Here is a 17263-nt window from a genome sequence, read left to right on the forward strand (position 1 = left end):
GCCGTTCTTCTCCGTATCGTCTCTCGACCGACGGGATGGTGAGCCGGCGGTCAGGGGCGTGGGCGTCGGCCCGTCCGGCCGAGCAGCCAGCCCACGGCGACGCCGGTCAGGGCGATGCCCGCCCCCATCCCGAACGACGCCAGCATCACCCACGGGCGCGTCTCCGTGTGGGTCCTGGGCGGGCGCTCGTACACGGCGGATGGGCGTTCATACACGGCAGGCGCCCGACGCCCCTCCGCACCCGCGGCCTCATCGGCCGCGCGCGCCACCGCGGCTCGGCGTGCGGCCAACTCGTCCACCCCCACCCCGCGCTCAGCCTCTCCCTCCGCGACCGCTCCCTGCCCGGCTCCGGAACGCACCAGCGCTCCCTGTCCGGCCCCGGAACGCTCCGCCGCTCCTTGCCCGGCCCCACGATCCGCCGCCGCCCGCTGCCCGGCCTCTCCGGCCGCGGGTACGCCACCGCGCACGGCGTACTCACCCTCCGGGGCGCGCAGATGATCCTCGACGGCCGCGAAGAACTCCCCCGCCGTCCTCTTGGCCACCGAGCCGAGCATCCGCTGACCCACCCCGCCGATCATGCCGCCGATGACCGCGTCGGCGTCGTAGTCGACCCGGGTCCCTTCGTCGACCTCGCTGAGCCGTACCAGCACGGTCGCCTCCACCGTCCCCGGAGCGCCCTGGCCGCGCGCCCGCAGCACGAAGCTCTCCGGCTCCGACGGTTCGGCCAGCGACACCTCGCCCTGGTAGACGCCCTTGATGGACGCGACCCCCGCCGTCACCGTCATCCGGTACGTATCCGGCCCCGTCTCCTCCAGGCGCTCACAACCCGGGATGGTGCGCACCAGCACCGCCGGATCCTGGAGCGCGTCCCACACGCGATGTCTCTCGACGCCGATCATGGCGCTACCTGCCACCTTCACATCGCCACTCTAGGGACGAAGCGACGTTCGCGATAAGGGCAACACTCGCCAGCCGGACGATCACTCCTTATCGGATGCGCTCACCTCGCGATCATGGCTGGCAGGATGGGGCCAATGTTGAAGGGTCGAGTCAGGGGACGAATCGTGTCGATCGTGGCCCATGTGGCCGATGTGCTGGGTGCCCGAGTCGCCCGCACATTCCCCGCAGGGCGCATGGCCGGTGTGGCCCGAGCAGCCCAAGTGGGCGGTTCGGCCCCCGTGGCCCGGCCCGGCCGCGTGGCCGCCGTGGCGGCGGTCGCGGTCCTGCTGGCCGGCTGCGCGACCGGCGGCGGGTCAGGCGGTACGGCAGACGGTCCAGGAGGCGACATGACCGGCGCCACGCCAGGCAGCACGTCCACCAGCACCACCGCCCCCAGATCCGACACGACCACGCAGCGACCCGACGGCCCGCCCGGCGCGGTGCCCAGGCGCGGCGAGGTGCGCGAGATCCCGGCCACCGGCTCCCTGCCTCCGGTGATCAGCTCGATCCCCACCACCCGCAAGGTCGTCTTCCTGACCATCGACGACGGCTGGGAACAGGACCCCGGCTTCGTCCAGCAGGTACGCGACCAGCGGATCCCGATCACGGCGTTCGCCATGCGGGACGCGGTGGAGGCCAAGGGCACGCCCGACCCCGCTGGCGGCCCCGGCCAGTTCGTAGGAGCCGGTAAATGGGGATATTTCCGGTCGTTACGTGACGCCCACGTACCCATCGAGAACCACACCCTCACCCACCCGAACCTCCGCCTCCTCGGCTACGACGCCCAGCGACGGGAGATCTGCGGCTCCTCCACCATCATCAGGAGAGAGCTGGGCACCAGGCCGACACTGTTCAGACCACCGTTCGGCAACTACAACACCGACACGCTCAGAGCCGCCAAGAACTGCGGCCTCAAGACGGTCCTGCTCTGGACGGCCACCGTGCAGCCCGGCGGCAAGATCGCTTACCAGGTGCCGGACAAGAAGCTGCGCCCCGGCGACATCCTCCTGATCCACTTCCGCCCGAACCTGGCCAGGGACTTCCGCATCCTGGTCGACAAGATCAAGCGCCGCGGTTTCGAACTGGGCAACCTCCAGGCGTACTTGGAAGCCGCCACCACCCGCTGAAACCGCCTGCTCCGATGGCATCCCCATACGAGGCGACATGCGCATCGCGGCGAGCCGGCTCGATAACCTGATCGCCTGCGTGAGCATGACGGCGGGAACGCGATGCCAATCCCGTTGAAGAGCCGGTGGGGTGGATCGTAAGCTGGCCCTGGTTGCTCCTCGCCGGGTCAGGCCCGGCCGATCACGAGAAGGCGATGCCATGGTCACCGCCCGGTCACTCCGGGGCGGATGACGAGACGGCCGTTCCAGCGGCCGGTGCGGTGCGGGTGACCGCACTTTTTCCGTCGTGTCCCGGTCTCGCGGAGATTCTCTCGTCCGCGCGGCGCCGGTCGCCGCGCACCTGATCTGGAGCACACGGAAATGTCGCACGACTCCCTGTCCGCGTGGTACGCGGACTTCTTCACCGAGCTGCCCAACGCTTTCTGGCGCGCGGCCGTACCCGAGTGGACGACCGCCGCCGAGGCTGACTTCGTCGCCCGCCTGGCCGGGCTCCGTCCCGGTTCCCGGGTGCTGGACGTGGCCTGCGGCAGCGGCCGGCACGCCCTCGAACTCGCCCGGCGCGGCCACCAGATCACCGGCCTGGACGTCTCGGCCGAGGCCATCGCCTACGCCCGCGCCACCGCCGCAGACGAGCGGCTCGACCTCGATCTGCGCCAAGGCGACATGCGGGCGCTTCCCGCCGACGTCCGGGCCGATGCGGCGATGTGCATGGGCAACGCCTTCGGCTACCTGGAGCATGCCGGCACGCAGAAGTTCCTCGCGGGCCTCGCCGGGCTCGTCGTGCCCGGAGGCACGCTCATCCTGGACTACGGGTTCGTGGCCGAGTCGCTGCTGCCGAACCTGACCCTGGAAGAGCCGCCGATGACACTCGGCGGGATCGAGGCCGTCTCGGTCAACGAGTACGACGCGGCGAACAGCCGCTGGCTCACCTCCTTCACCTTCCGCCGTGGTACGCAGGAGCACCGCGGGACCTCGGTGCAGTACGTCTACACCGCCGCGGAGGTCGTCCGGCTGGTCCACGAGGCCGGGTTCAGCGGCGTCGAACTGTACGGCGACGCCGACGGCACGCCGTTCCGGCTCGGCAGCCCCCGGCTGCTCTTGGTGGCCCGACGGCCGTAGGCCACCGGGCGGAGATCAAGGAACCGTTCCGGGCGCCGGCCGCGCCCGCCGACCAGGCGGGCATGGCCGGCGCTCCGCCATCGAGCCGCCGCGGTCTCCGACTCGCGCCGAGGCCAAGGCCCGCGCCACCCCGGCCCCCACCCAGCCCATTGGCGCAACCGGCTGACGCCCGGCGCCGTGGACCAGGTCCACCCCAAGTCGTACGCACGAATCAGCCCCTCGGCTGACGCGCCCGGACACCACCGCACGCCATCGTGAGACCACCGATCCGCAGGCTTGTGACGAAGATCGCATAGCCCAGCTCTACAGGCTGTAGTACTACTGTAAGTAGACGCACTACAGCTTGTAGAGCAAAGCACCCGGTGGGGGGAAGATGGACGCGCTCGATCTCGCGCGGTGGCAGTTCGGGGTGACCACCGTTTACCACTTTCTGTTCGTGCCGCTGACGATCGGCTTGGGCATCTTCGTGGCCGGGCTCCAGACCGCCTGGCACCGGACGGGCAAGGAGCACTACCTCCGGCTGACGAAGTTCTTCGGCAAGCTGTTCCTGATCAACTTCGCCATGGGCGTGGTCACCGGCATCGTGCAGGAGTTCCAGTTCGGCATGAACTGGAGCGAATACTCCACGTTCGTCGGCGACGTGTTCGGCGCACCCCTGGCCATGGAGGCGCTGCTGGCGTTCTTCATGGAGTCCACGTTCCTGGGATTGTGGATCTTCGGTTGGGAACGGCTGCCGAAGAAGGTCCATCTGGCGTGCATCTGGGCCGCCGCCATCGGCTCCAACTTGTCGGCATATTTCATCCTCGCGGCCAACGCCTGGATGAAGCACCCGGTCGGCTACGAGGTGGTCGACGGCCGCGCCAGGATGACCGACCTGTGGGCGGTGCTCACCAACCCCACCGCGACCACCCAGGTGCCGCACGTCATCGCCGCCGCCTTCATCGTGGCGGGCGGGTTCGTGCTGGCGGTGAGTGGCTACTGGCTGCTGAAGACGAAAGCCCCCATGTGGCGCAGCGCCGCGCGGGCCGCGCTGATCATGACCGCGCTGGCCGGGGCCGTCGTCGCGGGCACCGGCGACACCTCGGCCAGGCTGCTGTACGAGCAGCAGCCGATGAAGCTGGCCTCCGCCGAGGGCCTCGAACACGACACCGCCGGAGCCCCGTTCTCCATCGCCCCCGGCATCGAGATCCCGAACGTCCTCAGCTTCCTGTCCACCCACGACTTCACCGCCACGGTCCAGGGCACCGAGGACCTGCAGGCCAGGTTCGAGCGGCAGTTCGGCCCCGGCGACTACCGGCCGAACCAGCCCGTCGTCTTCTGGTCGTTCCGGGTGATGATCGTCTTCGGCCTGACCACGGTGGCGCTGTCGGTGCTCGGCCTCTGGCTCACCCGCCGCAGACGCGACATGCCCGATTGGCTGGCCCGGACCATGGTGCTGGCCCTGCCTCTGCCGTTCCTCGCGATGATCGCCGGCTGGCTGCTGAGCGAGATAGGCCGCCAGCCGTGGACGGTGGCGGGCGAGCTGCTCACGGCCTCGAGCGTGTCGCCCGGCGTGAGCCTCGCCGAGGTGGCCACCTCACTGACGATCTTCACCCTCCTGTACGGCGCGCTCGCCGTGGCCGAAGCCGTACTCCTGACCAGGCACGTACGCAAGGGCCCCGAACAGACGGAGCCCGTCCCCGCGACCGAGCGACTCCAGCCGTCGCTGATGTATTGAGGTGCAGACAGTGATCAACCTGTGGTTCGTCATCATCGCCTTCCTCTGGACCGGCTACTTCGTCCTCGAGGGCTTCGACTTCGGCGTGGGCCTGCTGGCACCGTTCGTGAGCAGGGGGCCCGAGCAGCACCGGCAGAGCCTGGAGACGATCGGCCCGGTCTGGGACGGCAACGAGGTGTGGCTGATCACCGCGGTGGGCGCCATGTTCGCGGCCTTCCCCGCCTGGTACGCCGGCATGTTCAGCGCCTTCTACCTGCCGGTGGTGCTGATCCTGGTCGGCCTGATCGTCCGCGGCGTCGGCCTGGAATGGCGCGGCAAGGTGACCAACCCGGTCTGGTGCGACCTGGGCATCGTGGCCGGCAGCGCCCTCCCGGCGTTCCTGTGGGGCGCGGTCTTCGCCGACCTGCTGTTCGACAGCGCGCTCGCCGCGCTCGTGGGCGGCCTCTTCACGCTGGCCACGTGCGTCCTGCACGGCGCCGTCTTCCTGTCCCTCAAGACCGACGGCCCGGTACGCCGACGCGCCCGCACGACCGCGCTGGCCGCGAGCGCCGTGGTCCTGCCGCTGGCCGTGGCGGCTCTGTCCGCCCTGGGCTCGATCCCCGCCCTGATCTCCATGGCGGCGCTGGCCGCCGCGGCGGCACTGACGTTCCGCCGCAGGGAGGGCTGGGCCTTCGCCGCCACCGCCGGCGCCATCGCCCTGGCCTCGGTGGCGCTCTTCGCCGAACTCCGGTGGGCGCCGCTACCCGGCCTCACGCTCACGGACGCGGCCTCGGGGCCGTACACCCTCACGATGCTGAGCTGGATCGGGCTGATCACACTGCCGTTCGTGCTGGTGTACCAGGGGTGGACCTACTGGGTGTTCCGCAAGCGCGTGGTCCTGACGCACTGACAGGACTCACCCGCGGGTGATGGAGAGGCGCATGTCGGTGTAGTCGAAGGTGATCGCGAAGGGCTTGAAGAACTCGTGGGTGAAGTTGGCGATCAGCTCGAAGCCGAACTGCGCGGACTGGCCTGGGCCGGGGAATCCGGGAAAGACCTGCTCGGCGGCGTGGCCGCGCACCTTGCGCCCGACCGCCCCGCCCAGGCTGATGCGCTCGGCCGTGATCGGATAGAGCTTGGTTCCGGCCTGTGGGATGGGATGGTCGTAGTCCACCTCCATGCCCACCCGCTCGGCGATCTCCACCGTGGTGTCGAGGCCGACGCCGATGCCGCCGGTGTCGACGGTGACCATCCGCGGCCCGTAGTCGCCCAGACTGCCCAGCGTGCAAGGGTAGTGGTCGCCGGCCAGCCACAGCGGGAGCCGGTCGGCGGCGCGTGCTCGCGGCGCGGTTCTGGTCTTGCGCCGCAGGATCAGGGCGCGGCCGGCGTAGTTCATCGTGGTCAGGAAGTGGTAGAAGATCGTCGTTCCGAACGCGCCCGCCGCCGGTGACCCGTCAGGCAGGGACGGCCGCTGCGCGTCGCTCCACTGCACCGGAAGGTTGCGGATCTCGACGTTACCGATCTTGAACGAGTCCAGGACGCCAAGCCAGATGGTGATCGGCTGATTGTTGGCGACCCCTCCCGAGTGGCTGGCCACCGCGCGCAGCCCCGCCGCTTCCGCCACCTCACGCGACAGGTCGAGCGTCGCGTAGGTGTCGAGCCAGAACCTCCCCGGTGTCCCCCCGTTCAGGCTGGCTTCGACGGCAGGCACGGGATCCAGGGTGACGAAGGGCACGTGCGCGCTCTGCGCCCCGCGAATCTGCCATGGTGTGCCGCTTATGTGGGAGTAGAGATCGCCGTACGCCTTGTCGCGAGGGCGGCCGGTGCCCTGGAGCAGCGGTACGGCGCGGGCGAGCTGATCTTGCCGGACGAAGCACTCGGCCAGCCGCTGCGCCGAGGCGATGTCGCCGGGCTGCAGGGCGACGGCCTTGGACAAGTGCTTCTCCGCGTCGCCGAAGCGGTTGGACAGCAGGGCGATGTAACCGACCTGGGCGTAGGCGTGCGCGTTCTGCGGATCTTCGCCCAGGAGGCGCCGATAGCCGCGCTCGGCCGCGGCGAACCTACCCTCCTTGAACAGCTGGTCAGGATCGTCCGCGGACGCGGACGCCGGGTTCGGGACGGAACCCAGCAGGGGAAGGCTCGCACCCGCGGCCACGGCCAGGCCCGCGCGCCGCAGGAACGCGCGCCGGTCGGGGGCCTGGAAATCGGCTGAAGGGGTCATATCAAGGTCCTCACGTCGTGCTCGACACGTCGCACCGCCGCGGTGATCGCAGCGATCGTGAGGCCACACAACCCGGAGGCATGTTTCCCCGGCGTTTCCACGGCCGCGCAGCCCTCGAAGTGGCCCCCGCGGCTCTTTCCGCAACCCTGTGAAGGATTCAGCGCAGCGCGGCCCGGCGACAGCGGAGCCCTTTAGGGGCGGTCCCCCTTGGTGTCCCAAAGCCCGACGAACGGTGCAGCGGTGGCGGTCAGGTCGGCGAGCATCCGCAGGGCGGCTTCGGAGGGTGAGCCCGGTTCGGCGTTGAACACGGCCACACGCTGCCCCTCATCGTCCGGCAGGACCATGAACTCGGCCATCAGCGCCATGGTGCCCACCACCGGATGGCAGTAGGTACGGGCCGCGGTGCCGCAATCACCCACCGCGTGGGCGGCCCAGAGTTTCGCGAACTCGGGACTTCCGAGGGCCAGTTCGCCGATGAGCTCGCTCAGCTCAGGGGCACCGGGGTGGCGTCCGGCGATCAGCCGCAGATCGGCGACGGTGGACCGGGCCTTACAGGTCCACTCGGAATAGAGCTCCCGCATGTGGGGGTCCAGGAACAGCATGCGGGCGATGTTGGGCCGGTCGGCGATCCGGTTCGGCGCGTCCAGGTCAAGATGGCCGGCCAGCAGAGCGTGCGCCATCGGGTTCCACGCGAGGACGTCGAGGAAGCGCCCCATGACCAGGGCGGGCACGTCCCCGAACGACTCGATCATGAGTCGTACACCCGGCCGTACCTGCTCGGGCTTGGCGGCGACCCGGCGGCGGGTCACCGAACGCCTCGGCCGGGCCAGTGAGTATAGATGGGCACACTCGGCATCGTCCAGACGCAGAACGCGGGCGACAGCGTCGAGCACGGCATCCGAGGCATTGGGACTCTGCCCTTGTTCGAGCCGGGTGTAGTAGCCGGCGCTCACCCCGGCGAGCTGAGCCAGCTCCTCGCGACGCAGGCCCGGCACCCGGCGCTGCCCCCCGTACGTGGGCAGCCCGGCATCCTCCGGCCGCAGCCGCGCCCGCCTCGATCGCAGAAACTCCCCCAGCTCCGCATATATCCCCATACGTACCAGTGTCGCGGAGCCACGGCTGTCGAGCCTGCACCTGTCAGATGTAGTCACCGCAGGTGTACACCCGGCAGGTGGCTGGGCCCGGCATGCCTGCCTGTCGCAGCCTGGTCCCTGCCAGCCACCAGACGAAACGGACATGCTGTGAAGATTCTTGTGATCGGTGCGACGGGAACCATCGGGAGCGCGGTGGCCGATCGGTTGGCGGTGCGCCATGAGGTGGTGCGTGCGTCGCGCCGTGGCCCGCTGCGAGTGGACATGGCGGACACCGCCTCGATCGACGCCCTGTTTACGCAGGTCGGCGAAGTGGACGCGGTAGTGTGCTGCGCCGCCAGTGGCAGCCTGACCCCGCTGGGCGCGCCGTCGGACCCGGACTTCTGGAACGGCCTCGACGGCAAACTCGTCGGGCAGGTGAACCTGGTACGGCGAGCGCTCGCCCACGTACGCGACGGCGGATCCGTGACGCTCACCAGCGGCCGGTTCGCCGCCCCCGTCCCGGGAAGCTCACTCGGCTATCTGGTCAACGCCGGCTTGGAGGCGTTCGTACACGCCGCAGCGACGGAGATGCCACGTGGCGTCCGCCTGAACACCGTCAGCCCCGGCTGGGTCCGCGAAACCCTCCTCGGCCTGGGCATGGACCCGGCTCTTGGCACCCCGGTGGACGAGGTCGCCCGCGTGTACATGGAGGCCGTGGAAGGCGCCGCCCACGGCCGTACGCTCACCGTGGGCACGTCGTGAACGCCGCAAGCCATCCGACGCCGCCCCAACAGACAGCTATTCCACAAAATCCCTCCACCTAGGGTGGTGTACGGCTAAGAGCCTCGGGCTGAAGGGCAGCGGCTAGTACACCTACCCCCGGAGTGGGAACTGTACGACCTGCGAAACAACTCCGAAGAACTGCGCAACGTCTACGACGCCCCGGCCTACGCCGGGATCCGCGAGGAGTTGAAGACCGCCATGTGGCGCGAACAGGCTCGCCTGGGCGACACTCCGCACCCGTCTCAGCCACGTCCGGCAGGGGCCGGGGACCTTCCCACCACTCCCAGCCGAACCTGAGAGGGCGCCAACCGGACGTTCTCCCAGGCGGGCTGACGCCCGCCCACTTGAAGGGCCTCGCTGCGCGCGAACTGACTTCCTGTGCGCTTTGCCAGCTTGACCGGCTGAACCAAGTTCGCCCGAGGCATGCGGAGGCGGGTAGACACCGTGTGGATGCCGACCTCCGCGGGGATCTCATCAGCCTGGCCCGCGCCGCTCTTCTTGACGTCCAAACAATTTCTCTTGCGAGAGCTGCGACAGGGGCCGCAACGCCTCCAAACCGCCCTCGCTCCAGGCTATGCGGCCTAAGCGCCCTCACCCCCCGAACGATCTCCCTGGTAGTCCTCCCCGCCTGAACCGGTCCGCCGTCCCCGCCGAAACACTCGTGATACTTCTGCTCGGTAGGTGTGCACCCACGCCCCTACGCATACTTCCGTCGTATCGCATTGCCAGCAGACCAACACAGCCCTGCGGTCCAATAAGGATAAAAGGAACAAAATCGCCGTTACAAGGAGTAAGGGATCGCTGCCCTGCATGCGAGGAGCAGTTAGGCACGAGCAAACGACCCAGCGGCCTTTGGGACCACTCCCGCATCCCGGGGTAGTCGCGCTGCCAGGTGGCGCTTACCAGCTCCCACCCTGGGACGAACCGCTGTACACACGGATGCAGCTGGTCAAATGAACGTCCCCAGCCACAGATCACGATGGCGCGAGTGGTTCAGTTAATGCGCTCGCCCTATAAGATCTCTCTTGGGCAACCGAAGATAATTCGGCTCAGGCCGTGACTACCATGCGAGCGGCAGATACATTGGTGCTGACGTTGTCATGTCACTGAGCTCTCCCGACTTGTGCAGGGGGCCGAAAGATGGGCGACGATATACCGGGACTGGTGGCAGAGCTGTCTCCTTACGTCGCGGCAGCAGTCGGGGCATACGGCGCGGCCGTGCTCGACAAAGTCACCGATGAGAGTGCTGATACGACAGTTGTTTGGGGCCGCCGCGTACTTCAGCGTGTTTTCGGCGCCAAAAAGGCAGAAGACGCCCCTGATGCCCTACGTGACTTGGCAGATAACCCTGATGACGCGGACCTCCAGGCGGTCTTGCGCGTAGCAATCGACAGAGCCCTGCAAGGGGATGACGAACTCGCACGAGAGGTCCAGCGACTGATTGATGAGGCGCGCCGGCGGTCTAGCTGTTATGGCCTCAATGTGAGCGTCAATGCCTCGGCTTCCGACCAGGCGCAGCAAGCAATTCAAGGTCATGGCACACAGACCAACACATTCCATGGCACCACAAGATAACGATGTACAAAGTTCAGATCAGCCACAAGGCAACCTTTATCATGAACCGACGGTAGTGAATGACAACATCGCGGGGACAAATCCGTCTTGCTTTAGAGACGACACACCGCTGGCAGTCGCTAGATGCACTCTTGCCGGAAGTTACGTTGCTGATCGAGCGCGGCGGCTACGACCTCCTCGAATCACCGTCAAATGCCTACATGCTCACGCAAACGCACCACTTGAAGCCCGACGACCTCGCAACATTATGGCGAGAACTGGACAGCACTACAGCCCTTCCCCTGGTGGCTGGACCTGATGCATACCAGAGCTTGGACGAGTTGCTCCATTGGTGGCGCGAGGCCTGTCAAGATAGTAAAAGACTCAGCGCGCCACAGGCCCACGTCTATCTGATGTGGCCCAGCCGGGAGACGTGGGGCATTCCTGTCCTTTACCAGCATGGCTTTATTCCCCAGACCTCGTTGGCGATCCGGGATCAAAACAAAGGCTCCTCTGCACAGGTGACCACAGGCCGCGATCCCATCGTACGGATTGCCACCCTTGGAGATATCGATATTATCGTCTCTCTCTGGCTTGAAGTAGTGGCCTACGATGCCGCGCTAGGGGTCGGCAGCAATCATCCTCGCGCTCCTACGCTTTTACGCGGTGCCGTGCTCGCTCTCTTTCAGAGATGTGAAACCTGGATATGGCTGGCAGAGGTCGATGGCAATGCCGTTGGCCTGTGCATAGTCGACCTGCCAGCGTTCTGCGCGGGTGTGGCGCCCTACGTCCGCAAGGCGCAACCAGTATACATATCGACGCTCGGCACGCAGATGGCTCATCGTGGCACGGGGGTAGGGACGGCACTGATAAGGCATGTGCACTCGGCTCTGAATAACGCTGGCCACCGGACCATTCTTTTGCATCATGCACTGCTCAACCCTCTTTCCGCACCGTTTTGGGCGCGACTGGATTATCGTCCGCTATGGACGATCTGGCGTAGCAATAGAACAACAGCCACCGGAGCATAAGATCCTTACATTCATAACATTGCAGCTTGGCCATAAAAGGAAAGGATCCCGCCACTGCGTCGTGCGGCACCAAATTGTCAACGCGATCTCCCCTTTTCATCCATCAGGATGAGAATAATCTCTGGAGAGGGTTATGTTCAAAAAACGCATCGGCCCGCATCCGCACGCGGCCGAAGGAAACGGAAGCGCCGGAGCGAACAGCTGCCCTGACATCTGGGAGCTCGAGTCCGGTGACTTCGCCATCATCGGCATGGAACAGACCGCAGCGCTAGAGCCGCATCTGCCCTCGGATGCCTTCCTAGACCCGGGCGAAGGAATTGTGGTGCTTCCAAGGCATGTGCTGATCAAGGCCCGCGAGAGCATCCCCTTAGAGTGACACTCCGACAGCAGATTCATCGGGCAGCGTCAGCACATTCCACTTCAGTAGAGTGGTTTGCGCTGACGCGCACCGAAAGGTGATCCGATTCGTCCATATTGTCACTTCTTGCCCGAGGAAGGCGTTATGAAAATCTACCCGCCAGCAACATATCGCCCGTTGAGTACCACATCGGGTGGAGTAGACGATTTTATGACCTTTTTCCGAGGGTTGCGCTCACGATGGGTAAAGGTTGAATTCCTACAAGAGTATGACGAGTCCGGATTTGCTGGATATGAAGCGTTCAAGCGCGGGGATCATGTCGAGGCCGCACGGTTGGTTCGCGATCAGGTTATGAATCAAGATGAGATTTATTCGCATGCGCGCGAGCGGGAGGTCGCCATGATCCGCCTCCGCATATGCCAGCTTCCCTTGACCTCATATCTGATTCACTACGAATTTGCCGCATACCTGGCTGACATTGAGCAGGGGGAAGATATACGGTTCATCGACGCGAGCGACGTCGGACGAATGTTTGCGGAGACGAACATCTCCGACTTTGTGCTTTTCGATGACAGAGTCGTCATCGCACTAATCTACGATCTTCAGACTTCCACGTTGGAGGAAGCACGACTGGTGGAAGATCCCGCGCTGGTGAAAGCATATGCAGGGGTCGCTGATCGATTGATTCAAGAATCCGTTCCCATGCTTGAGAGCCGAATCTATCTGGACGCGACAGCCAGCTAGTCAACGACTTCCCATATGTCACTCGTCGAGTGGAGTCATGATGGAAGCCAGCGAAAGCCGTGATGCGACTTGGAGGAATGAGCCTGCGCCTCGCCACGCAGCCATTCAAGCTTCCCGAGCGCAAGATCATGCGCAGCAGGCGGCACAGCAGTCTGGCATCCAATACAACTTCTTCCTCGGTTCCGCGCAGGCACGTTCCGTAGCCGCTACCGCACCGCCCATCGTCGTCCCACAATTGCGCATCCCCTCCCATGCCCTGCGCGGACGGGGCGAAATTCTTCAGCGCATAGACGATCTTATCCAGCTATCAACGCACGGCGAAGAGAAGCAGCCCTACGTGGAGCTTTTCTACGGTATGGGAGGGATCGGGAAGACGGCGCTCGCTCTGGAGATCGCTCATCGCGCCATGAAGAACCAGGTCAGAGTCTGGTGGATCCCCGCAGATGAATCGGACGGGATGAGAGCCGCCCTCTACGCTCTGGCTTTCTCACTGGGCGCCCGAGACGATGATTTCGATCATGCACACCCAGCCGATGTCCTGTGGACATACCTGAACGCGCTGAACTATTCCTGGCTTCTCATCATCGACAACGCGGACGACCCCGCCGCTCTCGGCAGCTCAAGCCGAGGAATAAAAGAAGGAACCGAATGGCTGCGCCCGCCGGCAACGGCAGGAAACGGAATCATCATATCGAGCCGTAACGGCAGGCCCGAACGATGGGCCCCGTGGATCAACATGCGATACGTACCTCCGCTGAGCTCCGACATAGGTGCTCAGGTGCTTGTTGATCACGCACCTCATGCGGGACGCACAGAGGACGCCGCATACTTGTCGATTGCTCTGGGCGGGGTGCCTCTCGCATTAGAACTTGCCGGGCGCTATCTCGCTTCGGTGGCGACTGATCCTTTTCCACACAAAGACTCGCTTAGAACTTTCCATGCCTACCGAATGAATCTCGATATACGACTAGGACAATTAGAGATGCCTGCAGAGGGACCGGGGGAAGCGGCCGACAACCGACGCGCTTTGAGCACCACGTGGGAGATGTCGCTCGATCTACTCGAAAGGCAAGGGCATGATCTGGCTCGGCCGCTGCTCAGGCTCCTTGCCTGCTGCGGAGCCTCTCCTGTGCCATACCTGGCCATCGTCAAGCCCGAGGTCCTGCAACGAAACACGCTGTTCGCCGACCCTTCACCCCAAAAAATAGGAGCGTCATTGCGCGCCCTTGCCGGTCTTGGGCTGATCTCTCTCGATCTTAACAACGCTCCTGAGGAACGGCCCATCCCCTCGGCAAGGGCGGAAGAGTGGAGTTACCGCCTCAGCATGCATCCACTTGTCCGCACGGTCACACTACGCAACCTCCGTAGCGAAGGAAAGCTGGCTGCCTACATAGCTGTCCTCGCCGAAACGATGGACGAAGTGACGCAAGTGCTAGACCCGGACGATGCAAGCCACTGGCCAGCATGGTCGGTCGTGGCTCCGCACTGTATCGCCCCTCTTGAGCTGATCGCGAGCTCAGATACATTCGATGCCGAGATCTGCAAGGCCGCCTTGGTCTCAGCGGAGCGTTCAGCCTGGTACCGATACATGGCAGGGCAATACATGCAGGCATGCATTGACTACCACATAATGCGAAATGTCGCCGATCGTTTCTTGGGCGCGGAGAGCATCGAAACGTTGACGATAGGAAACAACCTTGCGCGCTCCGTGAGGGAGAACGGTGACAACAGAAAAGCACAGGAGATGCTTCGAACAATTCTGGCCGTAGGACAACACTCACACGGACTCGAGCATCCGCTTGTGGTCAGCATCCGGCTCAACCTCGGCCGAACCCTTCGTGAGGACGGTCAAGTCGACGCTGCTGAGACGGAATTTCGGGATCTGTTGCAGCTCGCACGCCGCGTGCTCGGAGAACTGCATCCCGATACGATAAACACAGCGTTGAATCTTGGAGTCTGCCTCAGACGTCAAAGCCGATTCGATGAAGCGGAAACAGTCTATCGCAAGGTGTTGGCCGATTGGCGCGAGTTTCATTCCGAAGCCGAGCTCACTACATTGGACATCCGGTTCGAGCTGGCGGAGACGATGCAGCAAAGGGGCAATTTCGTCGCCGCCGAGACGGAATTGCGTGAGCTTCTGGAGACGGCCACTCGGGTATACGGAGAAGCCCACCCGAACACCTTGATCATCAGACATGGGCTTGCGGCCGTCATGAGATCCACCGGCCGCCTCGACGAGGCCCACACCGAGTTTCTTGAGGTATTGCGCCTGAAACGAAGTGGGCTCGGCGAAGATCACCCGCTTTCGAAGGCCACAGAGGCCGTCCTGGACGAGTCGGAGTGAGGTCTGGCCAAGCGGCTTTTCAAGCTCAATGAGGAAACGAAGCGAGACCCACCAGGGGTCTCTCTGAAACCGCGTCGAGCGTAGTGAGGGACGGGTGAGCGGCATGGTGAACCGGTGATGATCGGTCAATGCTGCGGGTTGACGGGTTCGTTTGGTTGACCCATCCAGCCAGCCTGGCGAAGCGTTCAGGAAGGCAGTCCGAGCGTAGTGAGGCCCTTCAGGGGGCAGGCGTCAGCCCGCCTGGGAGAGCGTCCGGAGCGAAGCGGAGGGCCTTTAGGGAGGGCCGGTGGTGCTGGCGCGGAGAATGACCCGGCCCGCGATCCGTTCGATCCGCCGTCGCCCCCGACCCCCATCCCGCAGAGCGAGGGCGATCACCCGCTCCCCCATCTCCTCCAACGGCAGCGCCACCGTGGTCAGCGGCGGCGTCAGGTCGCGTACCACGGGAATGTCGTCGAACCCCGCCAGCGACACATCATCCGGCACCCGCACCCCCCGCTCCCGCAACGCGGCCAGCGCCCCCACCGCCATCACGTCGGTGGCGGCGAACAGGCACGTGGCATCAAGCCCCCGGTCCAAAAGGGCGGACGCCCCGGCGTAGCCGCCCTCGCGGCTGAACGGCCCCTCCACGACCTGGCCGGCCGACACCCCGGCCGCCGCCAGCGCGTCGCGGAAGCCGCCGACCCGGTCCACGACCGTACTGAGGCCAGGCGGCCCGGACAGTACGGCGAAGCGCCGGTGCCCGAGCGCCAGCAAGGCCCTGGCCAGGGCGGCGGCGCCCGCGCGGTTCTCCGGCAGTACGGTGTCCACGCGCAGGCTGCGGTGCCGGCTGACCACCGCCACCCGGCCGCCGGCGTTCAGATAGGGCCGCAGTTCGACGCCCATGGCCCGCTCCCACCGCCGATCCTCGAAGCCGGAGCCGATCAGCAGGATCGCGCGGGCCCGCTGGGCGCGCAGCATCGAGACGTAGGCCACCTCGCGCGCGCTGTCGCGGAACGTGCTGGCCAGCATCACCAGCAGGTCGCGCTGCGCGGCGGCGCGCATGACGCCCCTGGCGATGCCGGAGAAGTAGGGGTCGCTGACGTCGTGGCAGATCACGCCGACGGTCTCGTTGGAGGCCCGGACGAGGGCCTGGGCGTGGGCGTTGGGTGTGTACGCGAGCTCGGAGGCGGCGGCCTCGACCCGGTCGCGCAGGTCTTCGCGGACCTTGGCGGTGCCGTTGAGGACGCGTGAGGCGGTGGCGAGGGAGACTCCGGCGGCCGTCGCCACATCCTGCAGGGTGACGTGAGCACGATCGGCCACTCGCCCTCCTGTAACAGGAAGTTCACGACCTTGACCCCTCGGCCGTACCGGGTTAGCGTACCGCAGGAAAGCGCTTTCAGATAGCGCTTTCTCGCATATGGCCTGATGGCACGCGGTGAAGGGAGACCTTCGATCGTGGTACAGACCGTTGATGGGATCATGCGGCGCGAGAGCCCGAGCTCGCGCGACCGCGTCGTGGAACTGGTGGACCGCTCTTGGCGGCCACTCGCCCTGCTCGCCGCCTGCTATGCGATCTGGTGGGCGATCACCGAGTTCGAGATCGTGCCCAGATATCTCGTACCGTCACCCGGGACCACCCTCCAGGTGATGGCCGACAAGGCCGGCTATCTCGGTCACCACACGCTGGTGACCGGCTATGAGACGGTGCTCGGCTTCGCGATCGCCGTCGTCGTCGGCATCGCCGCGGCCGTGCTGATGGTGGCCTCGGCGGAGGTCGAGAAGACGCTTTATCCGCTGCTGCTGTTCGCGCAGGTCGTCCCGAAGATCGCGATCGCTCCGCTGTTCGTGGTCTGGCTGGGGTTCGGGCTGACCCCGAGGATCGTGGTCGCCGTGCTGATCGCGTTCTTCCCCGTCGTCATCTCCATGGTCACCGGCCTGAAGTCGGTGGATCCGGAGATGCTCCAGCTGGCTTCGACCATGGGCGCGAGCCCGGCGAAGACCTTCGTCAAGATCAGATTTCCCGCCTCCCTGCCGTTCCTGTTCTCCGGGTTGAAGGTCGCCGTGACGCTCGCGGTCACCGGGGCGGTCGTGGGCGAGTTCGTCGGCGGCAACGACGGGCTCGGCTCGGTCATCCTGCAGGCCAACGGCAACATCGACACGCCCATGCTGTTCGCGGGACTCCTTGTCATGTCATTCCTCGGCGTCGTGCTCTTCGTCGCCGTCGAGTTCGCCGAACGGCTGCTGCTGCCCTGGCACGCCAGCCGCCGCGGTGACGCCGTAACCGTGACCTACTGA

The 17263-nt window shown here is 65.7% G+C and carries 16 protein-coding genes; 12 read left to right on the plus strand and 4 right to left on the minus strand.

What is annotated here, in order from left to right; genetic code table 11:
- Positions 1 to 50: 50 nt before the first annotated feature.
- Positions 51 to 920: a carbon monoxide dehydrogenase subunit G gene (locus tag AB0F17_RS27455; RefSeq protein ID WP_358028161.1), complete on the minus strand. Its 870-nt coding sequence runs from the start codon at positions 918 to 920 to the stop codon at positions 51 to 53.
- A gap of 144 nt (positions 921 to 1064) precedes the next feature.
- Between AB0F17_RS27455 and AB0F17_RS27460 the strand changes: the two genes are divergently transcribed.
- The 4 genes from AB0F17_RS27460 to cydB all read left to right on the plus strand — a co-directional run bounded on the left by AB0F17_RS27460 (position 1065) and on the right by cydB (position 5791).
- Positions 1065 to 2066 (plus strand): polysaccharide deacetylase family protein, encoded by a 1002-nt coding sequence (locus AB0F17_RS27460; protein ID WP_358028163.1) that lies wholly within the window; start codon positions 1065 to 1067, stop codon positions 2064 to 2066.
- A 360-nt stretch (positions 2067 to 2426) separates the two neighbouring features.
- Positions 2427 to 3185 carry a methyltransferase domain-containing protein gene (locus AB0F17_RS27465; RefSeq protein ID WP_358028166.1) on the plus strand — a complete coding sequence of 253 codons (759 nt, stop codon included), beginning with the start codon at positions 2427 to 2429 and terminating at the stop codon, positions 3183 to 3185.
- 373 nt (positions 3186 to 3558) lie between these two features.
- Positions 3559 to 4902, plus strand: coding sequence for a cytochrome ubiquinol oxidase subunit I (locus AB0F17_RS27470; protein WP_358028168.1), 1344 nt, complete (start codon positions 3559 to 3561; stop codon positions 4900 to 4902).
- Between the two features lie 10 nt (positions 4903 to 4912).
- A complete protein-coding gene (gene cydB / locus AB0F17_RS27475; RefSeq protein WP_358028171.1) occupies positions 4913 to 5791 on the plus strand; it encodes a cytochrome d ubiquinol oxidase subunit II in 879 nt (292 codons plus the stop codon).
- 6 nt (positions 5792 to 5797) lie between these two features.
- Here cydB and AB0F17_RS27480 read toward each other — a convergent pair whose 3' ends face one another.
- Positions 5798 to 7102 (minus strand): aspartyl protease family protein, encoded by a 1305-nt coding sequence (locus AB0F17_RS27480; RefSeq protein ID WP_358028173.1) that lies wholly within the window; start codon positions 7100 to 7102, stop codon positions 5798 to 5800.
- Between the two features lie 191 nt (positions 7103 to 7293).
- Complete coding sequence (locus tag AB0F17_RS27485; protein WP_358028175.1) at positions 7294 to 8196, minus strand: helix-turn-helix transcriptional regulator; 903 nt, start codon at positions 8194 to 8196, stop codon at positions 7294 to 7296.
- 147 nt (positions 8197 to 8343) lie between these two features.
- Here AB0F17_RS27485 and AB0F17_RS27490 point away from each other — a divergent pair, with 147 nt between their 5' ends.
- The 7 genes from AB0F17_RS27490 (at position 8344) to AB0F17_RS27520 (ending at position 14989) form a co-directional block, all read left to right on the plus strand.
- Entirely contained in the window at positions 8344 to 8937 is a 594-nt protein-coding gene (locus AB0F17_RS27490; RefSeq protein WP_358028178.1) for a short chain dehydrogenase, read from the plus strand.
- Between the two features lie 129 nt (positions 8938 to 9066).
- On the plus strand, positions 9067 to 9255 hold the full coding sequence (locus AB0F17_RS27495; RefSeq protein ID WP_358028513.1) for a hypothetical protein: 189 nt from the start codon (positions 9067 to 9069) through the stop codon (positions 9253 to 9255).
- Positions 9256 to 10098: 843 nt separating this feature from the next.
- Positions 10099 to 10533 carry a hypothetical protein gene (locus tag AB0F17_RS27500; protein WP_358028180.1) on the plus strand — a complete coding sequence of 145 codons (435 nt, stop codon included), beginning with the start codon at positions 10099 to 10101 and terminating at the stop codon, positions 10531 to 10533.
- Positions 10534 to 10679: 146 nt separating this feature from the next.
- Complete coding sequence (locus AB0F17_RS27505; RefSeq protein WP_358028182.1) at positions 10680 to 11543, plus strand: GNAT family N-acetyltransferase; 864 nt, start codon at positions 10680 to 10682, stop codon at positions 11541 to 11543.
- Positions 11544 to 11676: 133 nt separating this feature from the next.
- A complete protein-coding gene (locus AB0F17_RS27510) occupies positions 11677 to 11919 on the plus strand; it encodes a hypothetical protein (protein WP_358028184.1) in 243 nt (80 codons plus the stop codon).
- A gap of 108 nt (positions 11920 to 12027) precedes the next feature.
- Positions 12028 to 12645 carry a DUF6879 family protein gene (locus AB0F17_RS27515; protein ID WP_358028186.1) on the plus strand — a complete coding sequence of 206 codons (618 nt, stop codon included), beginning with the start codon at positions 12028 to 12030 and terminating at the stop codon, positions 12643 to 12645.
- Between the two features lie 37 nt (positions 12646 to 12682).
- On the plus strand, positions 12683 to 14989 hold the full coding sequence (locus AB0F17_RS27520; RefSeq protein WP_358028188.1) for a tetratricopeptide repeat protein: 2307 nt from the start codon (positions 12683 to 12685) through the stop codon (positions 14987 to 14989).
- Between the two features lie 273 nt (positions 14990 to 15262).
- Here the strand turns inward: AB0F17_RS27520 and AB0F17_RS27525 are convergent, their stop codons facing one another.
- Positions 15263 to 16288 (minus strand): LacI family DNA-binding transcriptional regulator, encoded by a 1026-nt coding sequence (locus AB0F17_RS27525; protein WP_358028191.1) that lies wholly within the window; start codon positions 16286 to 16288, stop codon positions 15263 to 15265.
- Positions 16289 to 16423: 135 nt separating this feature from the next.
- Here AB0F17_RS27525 and AB0F17_RS27530 point away from each other — a divergent pair, with 135 nt between their 5' ends.
- Entirely contained in the window at positions 16424 to 17263 is an 840-nt protein-coding gene (locus AB0F17_RS27530) for an ABC transporter permease (RefSeq protein ID WP_358028193.1), read from the plus strand.

Source organism: Nonomuraea sp. NPDC026600 (genome assembly GCF_040638335.1).
Classification (GTDB): domain Bacteria; phylum Actinomycetota; class Actinomycetes; order Streptosporangiales; family Streptosporangiaceae; genus Nonomuraea.